This is a genomic window from Gemmatimonadota bacterium (genome assembly GCA_009838645.1).
In the GTDB taxonomy this organism is placed as follows: Bacteria; JAAXHH01; JAAXHH01; order JAAXHH01; family JAAXHH01; genus JAAXHH01.
Map to the genome: position 1 here is coordinate 120,467 of VXRC01000045.1, position 8,725 is coordinate 129,191.

An 8,725-nucleotide genomic window follows, 5' to 3' on the forward strand; every position below is an offset into this window, starting at 1 on the left:
CCTGTCTGCACCATTAGACAGCGGGTGCGGGGCGATAGTTTCCGTTAAATTCGAGGTTTTATCCCGCCGCCGCCAGCAAACGCGCCATGTTCCCGCCCAGGATGAGGTCCATGTCCGCCTTCGCGATGAAGGTGCAGTGGGTCCGTACGGCTTCGAGCGAGTGCTGGTACGTACTCGCCCGGGCGACGGGCGGATAGTTGGACGCCCAGCAGAGGCGGTCGGCCCCGTAGTACTCATAGAGCTTGCGGACGATCCACATGCAGTCCGAGTAGGGATATTCCCAGGCGGTCTCCGAGACGTATTGGAAACCGGACAGCTTGATGTGGATGTTGGGTACGTCCGCCGCCGCCAGGACCTCCCCGAGCATGGGCCGGGGCGCCGGTTCACCCACCTTCACGCCGGCCATGTGATGGCAGAGGAAGGGCGTGTCGGGGAATCGTCGCGCGAGCTTGCGCAGCGCGGGCATCCAGGCCGGACCCAGGGCCAGGGAAGCGATCTGGTTGAGTTCGGCCGCCTTCTCGAAGAACGCGAGGCCTTCCCGCGACTCGAACCAGTCCGTATCGCCCTTCAGATAGTGGGTGAACCCTTTCAGCCGGTACTTCTCTACCGATGCGGCCAGCCGGTCGGCGCTGCCCGGGATGTGGTAGGTGTCGGACCAGGAACAGTCCACGTCGGCGAACTGAATGAACCGGTCGGGGTATCGGCGGACGCACTCGGCTCCGTAGTCGTTGTTGTTGGGGTTGTGTTCGATCCGGGCGCAAACCAGTACCGCCTTGTCCACCCCGGCCAGGTCCATTTCGTGCAGCAGCATCTCTGCCCGGCCCCGGTTCTCCGGATCCGGGACTTCCGGTTCGTAGGGCCAGTAATCCCACGCGTGGGCATGGCAGTCGATGATCATCGTTTGATTCCTTTCTTAAGTTGTAGATTGTCGGCCTTCGGTCGTCCAGGGCCGGTTGGCGCGGCCCGACTGGTTAATGCGGCTCGAATGGTCTACGCGGCCCGAGCGGTCTTCAATACCGGTTGACCACCCAGAGCCCGGCCGCCAGCAGCACCAGGCCGCCCGTGAGGTAAGTGGTCACCTGGTCGCCCAGGATGAGCCAGCTAAGGAGGACGCCGAAGAGGGGCGTCGTGAAGAAGAAGGCGCTGATCTGGGTGGCGCTGTGCCGCTGCAGCAGCCGTATCCAAACGAGAAAGCAGAATCCGGCGACGATGGCGCCCTGGTACAGGACCGCCGCCACGATGGACGGGTCGATCGTGACGGGCAGGTGCCATTCGGTCGACACCCAGAGGACGGTGAAGATGGGCAGCACGACCACCTGCTGCCAGAATATGACCGAGACGGGGGAGATGCGCCTGACCAGGACCTTGTTGATCATGATCTGTATGGCCAGGCTTATGGAGCTGAAGAGGACCAGCACGTCTCCCAGCGGGGTCGACGGCCCGCCGGCTTCGTCGTATATGGTCAGCACCATGCCGGCGCCGGCAAGGACCAGTCCGAGGTTCTTCATCAGCGTCAGGCGGTCGCCCGGGATGATGTAGTGGGAGATGGCGGCGACGACGAAGGGGTAGGTCTGCATGAACAGCACGGCGTGGCTTCCGGAGGTTTGCTCCGCGCCGATGTTCAGGAAGAGGATCTGCGCGGCCATGACGAGGGCGGGCACGGCGATGATCAGGCGGTCTCCCCGCGCCACGAAAAGCGAGACGCCGGCCAGGCGCGTCCAGGCGAAGACGCATACCAGGGCGACCCCGAAGCGCAGCACCGCCAGGAGGATCGGCGGGATGCCTTCCAAGCCCACTTTGACCGATACGACCAGGCCGCCCCAGAGTGTGCAGAGCATCAGCACGAGGAGGACGGACCTCGTCGTCAACGGCTGGTTTTCGTCGATGTGGGTCACCCTGGCCAGCCTTTTCGCGGGAGGCAGGAAGCGAGAGGAAACGGCAGGGCGAGATTATACGAAGCGGGAGCGCCTGGAAGCAACGTTAAAGTTCAGGCCAGGCGTACAGTTCCGGCGTACGGTTCCGGCGTTCAGGCCCGGCGTACAGGCCCGGCCGCGGTGCGCCGCGACGGCTTACCGGTCATACATGCGCCGAAAACGCAGGGCCACGTTGACCAGAGCGATCATGACCGGCACCTCGACGAGGGGGCCGATGACCGCCGCGAAGGCCACGCCCGATTCGATACCGAAGACCGCCACGGCCACGGCGATGGCCAGTTCGAAGTTGTTGCTCGCGGCGGTGAAGGAAAGCGTGGCGTTCTTCGAATAGTCCGCGCCGATTTTTCGTCCCATCCAGAAGGTGATCAGGAACATGAGCACGAAATATACGAGGAGCGGTACGGCGATCCTGACTACGTCCAGGGGGATAGCCACGATCGTATCGCCCTTCAGGCTGAACATGACCACGATGGTGAACAGCAGCGCCACCAGGGTGATGGGGCTGATGCGGGGGATGAAGGTCGACTCGTACCACGGCCTTCCCTTGAGCCGCAACAGGACCAGGCGGGTCGCCATGCCGCCGAAGAAGGGAATGCCCAGGTAGATGAGCACGCTTTCCGCGATCTGGGCGATCGTCACCGGCACGACGCTGCCCTCCAGCCCGAACCAGGGCGGAAGCACCGTGATGAAGACGTAGGCGTACACGCTGTAGAAGAAGACCTGGAACAGGCTGTTGAAGGCCACGAGGCCGGCGGCGTACTCCGTGTTTCCCTTCGCCAGTTCGTTCCACACGATGACCATGGCGATGCAACGTGCCAGGCCGATGAGGATCAGGCCGGTCATGTACTCGGGATGCGCCGGCAGGAAGAGCGCCGCCAGCCCGAACATCAGGATCGGGCCGACGACCCAGTTCAGGAAGAGGGAAGCGCCGAGGATCCGCACGTTGCGGAACACGTCCCACAGTTCCTCGTACTTCACCTTGGCCAGCGGTGGATACATCATCAGGATGAGCCCGATGGCGATGGGCAGGTTGGTTGTGCCCACCTGGCCGAGTTGGATCAGGGCGGGCACCTCCGGCGCCCACACGCCGAGCGCGACGCCGAGGCCCATGGCCAGGAAGATCCACAGGGTCAGGTACCGGTCGCGCGCAGACAGTTTACTCGTCGTTGTATCCATGGTCACGCTCAGGTTTATTTTGTGGTGGATCTGCGCCCGGCCGCCGGGCCGTTCCGGTCACTTTGTCCGCCTCGGCCACGGCGTTCGTTCCGGCCGCCCTCGCGAACACCCATACCATCTCGCGGCAGATCTCCCGGCATCGTTCGTCGTAGACCTCCGCCTCCCGATCCGTGCCATCGGCGGACTTCGGATCCTCGTAGGGGACGAGCACGCGCCGGTCCGCGCTGGGTATCACCGGACATTCGCGATCGGCGCTCGAACAGGTCAGAACCGCGCAGAAACCATGCTGTGGATTCGTTGGATCGTGGTAAGCCTTGGAAAACGCGCGCGCCGGGGAGATCTCGCTTCCCGCGTGAACGAGATAAACCGTGTTGTCTTCCGTGGTGCACCGTTCGGCCCGGAATCCCGCCCGGACCATCGCAGATACGGCCCTTGGATCGAAGGTGGTGGCCTCCGTGCCGCCCGAGCAGGTGGCAACTCCCCGTAGGTCGAAGAACCGTGCGGCGGTCTGGGCCCAGATCTGGGCCATCTGGCTCCGGCGGGCATTGTGCGTGCAGATAAAGGTCAGTCGGGCCGGCTTACTGTTTCGCAACCGCTCAAGGATGTATGCGGAAACGCGTTCCAGTACCTTCTTGCGGTCGGCCGGAATCTGGCTGGATTCCAGCAGTCGCGCCTGCAGATAGCGAATGAGGTCCGGGTAGATGGCGGAATCCCGTGGGGTCGGTTTCACTGAAACTCCCGTTAAATCAACGACCGGCCGTGCAGGGCCGGGTCTTCACGTTCGTCGACCTGGAGCAGGGCCATGGAGGGCCGGGGCACGCAGATCTTGCCCTCGCTGGCCAACCCGCGCAACCGGTCCAGGTCCGCCTGGACCCGCTCGTGGACCTGGCGGGCCGAGACGAGATAAACCGACACGTACTTAAGGGCGATCGAGGAGTCCGTGGCCAGCGCGTAGTAGATCCAGACCCCGTCGCGGCGGTCCTTGAGCAGGCCGTACTGCTTCAGCACGGCCAGGTGCCGGGAGATCTTGCCCTGGGGCATATCCAGGACCGCCATGATTTCGCACACGCAAAGTTCCCGCTCGGTCAGCAGGAACAGGATGCGGAGGCGCGTCGCGTCCGAACAGGCTTTGAATACGGCTACATCATTGTCCATATCTGAACACCCCAGCGCAATCAGCACCTGCGCGTCGTCCTTCGTGCGGTAGCCCCGAGCGGCGGCTTACGACCGATGAATACGACTATAACCTGATAAACGAATATACAGATATAATATGACCTGTCAACACGATTCGTCAATGAAAGTGCATAGCCTGAAATCGCCGGTACTGGTGGACATCGGGAAGTGCGTGTTGTATATTGCGGTATTCTTTCAACGTACTTGAACTCGATATATGATGTATACGTGAGCGCCATGCCGTCACCTCCCCACGTACTGCTCGTTTGTACCGATCATTGGCCGGGCAGGCTGTTCGGCCACGCGGGACATCCGGTGATCCAGACGCCCACCCTGGACACGTTGGCCCGCAGCGGGATGAGGTATACACGGGCCTACAGCGAATGCCCGGTGTGCATTCCCGCCCGCAGGACGATTATGACCGGCACGACCACGGCAACGCACGGCGACCGGGTGTTCAGGGTCGACAACCCCATGCCGCGGATCCCCACCCTTGCGCAGACCTTCCGTGACAACGACTACCAGGCCTACGCCGTGGGCAAGTTGCACGTATACCCGCAGCGTGACCGGATCGGGTTCGACGACGTGATCCTCGCCGAAGAGGGCCGTCCGAACATCGGCGCCCTGGACGACTACGAGGCTTTTCTCGGCGAGAACGGTTACGCCGGGGAAGGATTCACCCACGGCATGAGCAACAACGACTACGGCCAGCGGCCCTGGCATCTACCCGAAGCCATGCACGTGACCAACTGGACCACGCGCCAGATGGCCCGGATGATCCGGCGCCGCGATCCGACACGGCCGGGATTCTGGTACCTGTCTTACTGCCATCCCCACCCTCCGCTGACCCCGTTGCAGTGCTACCTGGACCTGTATCGCGACGAGGATCCGGGCGAGCCGTACCACGGCGACTGGGCGGAGGACCCCGACGGCCTGCCCTATGCGCTGAAGGCGGTTCGGGGTAATAACTGCGGGATGAACGACGCCCAGGTCGCATGGGCGAGAAGGGCGTTCTACGCGCTGTGTACCCACATCGACCACCAGTTGCGCGTGGTAATCGGCACGTTGCGGGAGGAAGGCCTGATCGACAACACGATCGTGCTCTTCACGGCCGACCACGGGGACATGCTGGGCGATCACGGCCTGTGGGCGAAGCGCCTGTATTACGAGCAGTCGGCCAACGTGCCCATGATACTCGTGGACCGGGCCGGCGACGACCGGGTCGGCCACAACCGCACCGACGACCGGCTCGTGGGCTGGCAGGACGTGATGCCCACGCTGCTCGATCTCGCGGGGATCGAAGTGCCGGGCACGGTCGAAGGCCTTTCCATGGCGGGCGAGGACAAGCGCGAATACCTTTACGGCGAGTGTGGCGAAAACGCCCAGGCCACGCGCATGATGCACGACGGCCGGCACAAGCTGATCTACTACCCCGTGGGCAACCGAACGCAGTTATTCGACGTCGAGCAAGACCCGGAAGAACGCCGCGATCTGTCCGGATCATCGGACCACACCGGGATTTTAGCCCGGTTGAAGACACGGCTGGTGGACCAACTGGCCGACATGGACCCGGCGTGGATACAGAACGGAGAACTGACCGGTCTGCCGGACCGCGAATACAGGCTGCCACCCAACCGGGGCCTGTCCGGCCAGCGCGGGCTGCACTGGCCGCCGCCCCCCACGGATCCGGGGTCTTCCTACGTACCCTGAACGCATACGGGAGAACCGCTCATGCGCTCTGCACGAATCGTCATCGCTTCGATCCTCCTGTTGTTCGGATCACAGCCGGCCGCGGCCTGGGGGCCGAACGGCCACCGCATCGTAGGGCAGATCGCCGAGAATCACCTGACGGACGCGGCCCGTAAGGGCATCTCCGAACTCATCGGACGCGCATCCCTGGCGCAGGTCAGTACCTGGGCCGACGAGATCAAGTCCGATCCCGCCTGGCGCCATGCTTCCCCCTGGCACTACGTCAATGCGCCGCCGGGCCAGCCCATAGAAAAAGCGCATAAAAGCCCGAGCGGCGACGTGGTAGAGGCCATTCAGCGTTTCGAGCGGGTGTTGAGGGACCGCGAATCGGGCAGGAAGGAACGGGTGGACGCGCTGAGATTCCTGGTGCACTTTGTGGGCGACATCCACCAGCCGCTGCACGCGGGCTACGCCAGCGACCGGGGAGGCAACGACATCCGGGTGCGGTGGTTCGGTGAGAGCACCAATCTCCACACGGTATGGGACGAGCACCTCGTCGAGCACCAGCAGTTGAGCTTCACGGAATGGGTCCGGTTCTTCGGACACGCCGAACCCGGCGAGATCGAGGCATGGCGCCGTTCGTACGTATATGACTGGGCGCGGGAGTCGCGGAGCATGCTGCCGGCCGTCTACGACTACGGCAGCTCCCGTTCCGAAAGAACCCCCTACCTGGGATATGCCTATATCTTCAAGCATGCCGACGGGGTCAAACTCAGGCTGCTGCAGGCCGGCATCCGCCTTAGCGGACTGTTGAACGATATCTTCGCTTCACCCTGATTCACCCCCTGGCCATCGACCTGACCGCACCTGTCAACCTCCGAAAAGCATGACCCCTCCCGCCGCCAGCACCAGTCCGGTGATGGTGGTCTGCAGGTAGCGCTCCGGGAGCTTGCGGGACATCCGCACGCCCAGGGGCACGCCCACCAGCGATCCGGCCGCCATGGTCACGGCGATGGCGAGATCCAGCTGGCTGCTGCCGGCGTAGATGATCGAACTCGTGAAGGTCAGCGACAGCGCGATGAAGATGGAGGAACCCACCGTGTCCACCGCGGTGAGGCGGAAGATGATGATCATCAGCGGCACGATCAGGATGCCGCTGCCCACCGAGGTGGAGGCGATCAACCCGCCGATGACGGTACCCAGCGCCACCGCGAGAACGATCTTCGCACCCGTGACCCGGGCAGAAATCTGCTGGCCCGCTTGGTCCGCACGGTCCGCCTGGTCCGCCCGGTCCTTTACCGCGCGGGAAACCGGCCGCATGAACATGTGCCACAGGATCAACAGGCCGGAAAGAATGACCACGGCCGCGATGAACTGTCGCAGATTCGTCTGGAGTGCTTGCCAGGCCGGGTCGGCTGGGTCCATGTCTCCGGCGTACCCCGTGATCCAGAGGGCCACGGCTACAGAGACGGGCACCGCACCTGCCAGGAAATACGCCGAGGTGCGGAACCGGATGGTACCCTGCCTGAAGTGGAAAAACACGGCCGGGAGCTTGCAGAGGCAGGAATAGAGATGGGCGGTGCCCACCGCCACCGTGGACGGCAGGCCGAATCCCAGCGTCAGAACGGGCAGCAGGAGGACCCCGCCACCGATGCCGGTCATGCCGATGCAGGCGCCGATCAGCGCGCCGGACACGAGTTGTACGACGGTTTTCAGGACTTCCAGGTCCATAGAAGGTGAAACGGCTCCCTTCGCACGGGCGCAAACCGCTTCCGACTACCTGCGCTCCCACCTATTTTTCTCTTGCCACACCCCTGCAAACGATGCAAACATGACCTTGCGATGATTCCGACCAAACCATACGCGGCCACGGACCTCGGCATCTTCCGGTTTCTCGACGGCAAGTTGCTCGTCTACCTGGTCGAGTTGAAGATCGAACCCTTCGTGGGCCGATATTCGCTGCCCGGAACCCTGGTGCTCGAAACAGAAGACCTGGAGGCGGCGGTGCGGCGCGCCTACCGCGAGGCAACGGGCTGGTCGGGCGCCTACTTCGAGCAGGTCTACACCTTCTCCGCCATCGACCGGGACCCCAGGAGACGTACGATCTCAACGGCCTACATGGGGTTTCCCGACCGTCCTGGCGAACCCTTTGAACCGGTAGACAAGTACCGCACGGGGGAGTGGTTCTACGTCAATGACACCCCGTCGCTGGCGTACGATCACAATGAGATTCTGAAGGTGTGCACGGACAGGATCGCGGCCAAACTGAATTACACGAATATCGCACTGCTGCTGCTTCCCGGAGAATTCACGATGTCGGAACTGCAGTGCGTGTACGAACAGGGGCTGGGTGAAGAACTGGAAACGGGGAGTTTCAGCGACAAGGTCCTGTCACTGGGCATGATCGAAGCCACCGGCGGGGAACGCCCGGCAGGGAACGTCCCGCCGGTTCCCCTCTACCGCGCCGTGCACCGGGAACTGCAGGAAATCCCCTTCATCTGAATCGCGGAATCACCCGGTTACCGCGGCTTCAACCCGCAGCGACGTTGTCTCAATCCGGTGCACCGTCGTCTTATCCCGCTACATCATGCGCTTGATGATCCGGTCGGACTGCTCCTGGCTGATCCCCAGGTCGCGCCGCGCGATCGCGCCGCCTTCGTCCAGCACCGGCTCCTGGTCACCCAGCGTGGGCGCGCCCTTCTTCTGAAAGAACAGCCCGGTGTAGATCTCGTCTCCCCAGATCATCGCCT

General features: G+C 63.3%; 9 protein-coding genes. 3 read left to right on the forward strand and 6 right to left on the reverse strand.

Annotation, left to right across the window (positions count from 1 at the left end):
• Window positions 1-58: 58 nt before the first annotated feature.
• The 5 genes from F4Y38_12955 to F4Y38_12975 all read right to left on the reverse strand — a co-directional run bounded on the left by F4Y38_12955 (window position 59) and on the right by F4Y38_12975 (window position 4,265).
• Complete coding sequence (locus tag F4Y38_12955; GenBank protein ID MXY50191.1) at window positions 59-898, reverse strand: amidohydrolase; 840 nt, start codon at window positions 896-898, stop codon at window positions 59-61.
• A 112-nt stretch (window positions 899-1,010) separates the two neighbouring features.
• Entirely contained in the window at window positions 1,011-1,895 is an 885-nt protein-coding gene (locus F4Y38_12960; protein ID MXY50192.1) for a DMT family transporter, read from the reverse strand.
• Window positions 1,896-2,069: 174 nt separating this feature from the next.
• On the reverse strand, window positions 2,070-3,110 hold the full coding sequence (gene arsB / locus F4Y38_12965) for an ACR3 family arsenite efflux transporter (GenBank protein ID MXY50193.1): 1,041 nt from the start codon (window positions 3,108-3,110) through the stop codon (window positions 2,070-2,072).
• Window positions 3,091-3,840 (reverse strand): protein-tyrosine-phosphatase, encoded by a 750-nt coding sequence (locus tag F4Y38_12970; GenBank protein ID MXY50194.1) that lies wholly within the window; start codon window positions 3,838-3,840, stop codon window positions 3,091-3,093. The genes arsB and F4Y38_12970 overlap by 20 nt, the downstream gene beginning before the upstream one ends.
• Before the next feature lie 11 nt (window positions 3,841-3,851).
• Complete coding sequence (locus tag F4Y38_12975) at window positions 3,852-4,265, reverse strand: metalloregulator ArsR/SmtB family transcription factor (protein ID MXY50195.1); 414 nt, start codon at window positions 4,263-4,265, stop codon at window positions 3,852-3,854.
• A gap of 258 nt (window positions 4,266-4,523) precedes the next feature.
• Here F4Y38_12975 and F4Y38_12980 point away from each other — a divergent pair, with 258 nt between their 5' ends.
• Together F4Y38_12980 and F4Y38_12985 are read left to right on the forward strand one after the other, a co-directional pair.
• A complete protein-coding gene (locus tag F4Y38_12980) occupies window positions 4,524-5,996 on the forward strand; it encodes a sulfatase-like hydrolase/transferase (GenBank protein MXY50196.1) in 1,473 nt (490 codons plus the stop codon).
• A 21-nt stretch (window positions 5,997-6,017) separates the two neighbouring features.
• Complete coding sequence (locus F4Y38_12985; GenBank protein MXY50197.1) at window positions 6,018-6,812, forward strand: S1/P1 nuclease; 795 nt, start codon at window positions 6,018-6,020, stop codon at window positions 6,810-6,812.
• Between the two features lie 33 nt (window positions 6,813-6,845).
• Here the strand turns inward: F4Y38_12985 and F4Y38_12990 are convergent, their stop codons facing one another.
• On the reverse strand, window positions 6,846-7,706 hold the full coding sequence (locus tag F4Y38_12990) for a sulfite exporter TauE/SafE family protein (protein ID MXY50198.1): 861 nt from the start codon (window positions 7,704-7,706) through the stop codon (window positions 6,846-6,848).
• 111 nt (window positions 7,707-7,817) lie between these two features.
• Between F4Y38_12990 and F4Y38_12995 the strand changes: the two genes are divergently transcribed.
• Window positions 7,818-8,477, forward strand: a complete 660-nt coding sequence (locus F4Y38_12995; protein MXY50199.1) for an NUDIX hydrolase — start codon at window positions 7,818-7,820, stop codon at window positions 8,475-8,477.
• Window positions 8,478-8,725: the final 248 nt, after the last annotated feature.

Excerpts from the sequence above, each read along its gene's own strand:
- F4Y38_12985 (MXY50197.1), top strand. The coding sequence starts at position 6,018 with ATGCGCTCTGCACGAATCGTCATCGCTTCGATCCTCCTGTTGTTCGGA.
- F4Y38_12995 (MXY50199.1), top strand. The coding sequence starts at position 7,818 with ATGATTCCGACCAAACCATACGCGGCCACGGACCTCGGCATCTTCCGG.
- F4Y38_12990 (MXY50198.1), bottom strand. The coding sequence starts at position 7,706 with ATGGACCTGGAAGTCCTGAAAACCGTCGTACAACTCGTGTCCGGCGCG.
- F4Y38_12955 (MXY50191.1), bottom strand. The coding sequence starts at position 898 with ATGATCATCGACTGCCATGCCCACGCGTGGGATTACTGGCCCTACGAA.
- arsB (MXY50193.1), bottom strand. The coding sequence starts at position 3,110 with ATGGATACAACGACGAGTAAACTGTCTGCGCGCGACCGGTACCTGACC.
- F4Y38_12980 (MXY50196.1), top strand. The coding sequence starts at position 4,524 with ATGCCGTCACCTCCCCACGTACTGCTCGTTTGTACCGATCATTGGCCG.
- F4Y38_12975 (MXY50195.1), bottom strand. The coding sequence starts at position 4,265 with ATGGACAATGATGTAGCCGTATTCAAAGCCTGTTCGGACGCGACGCGC.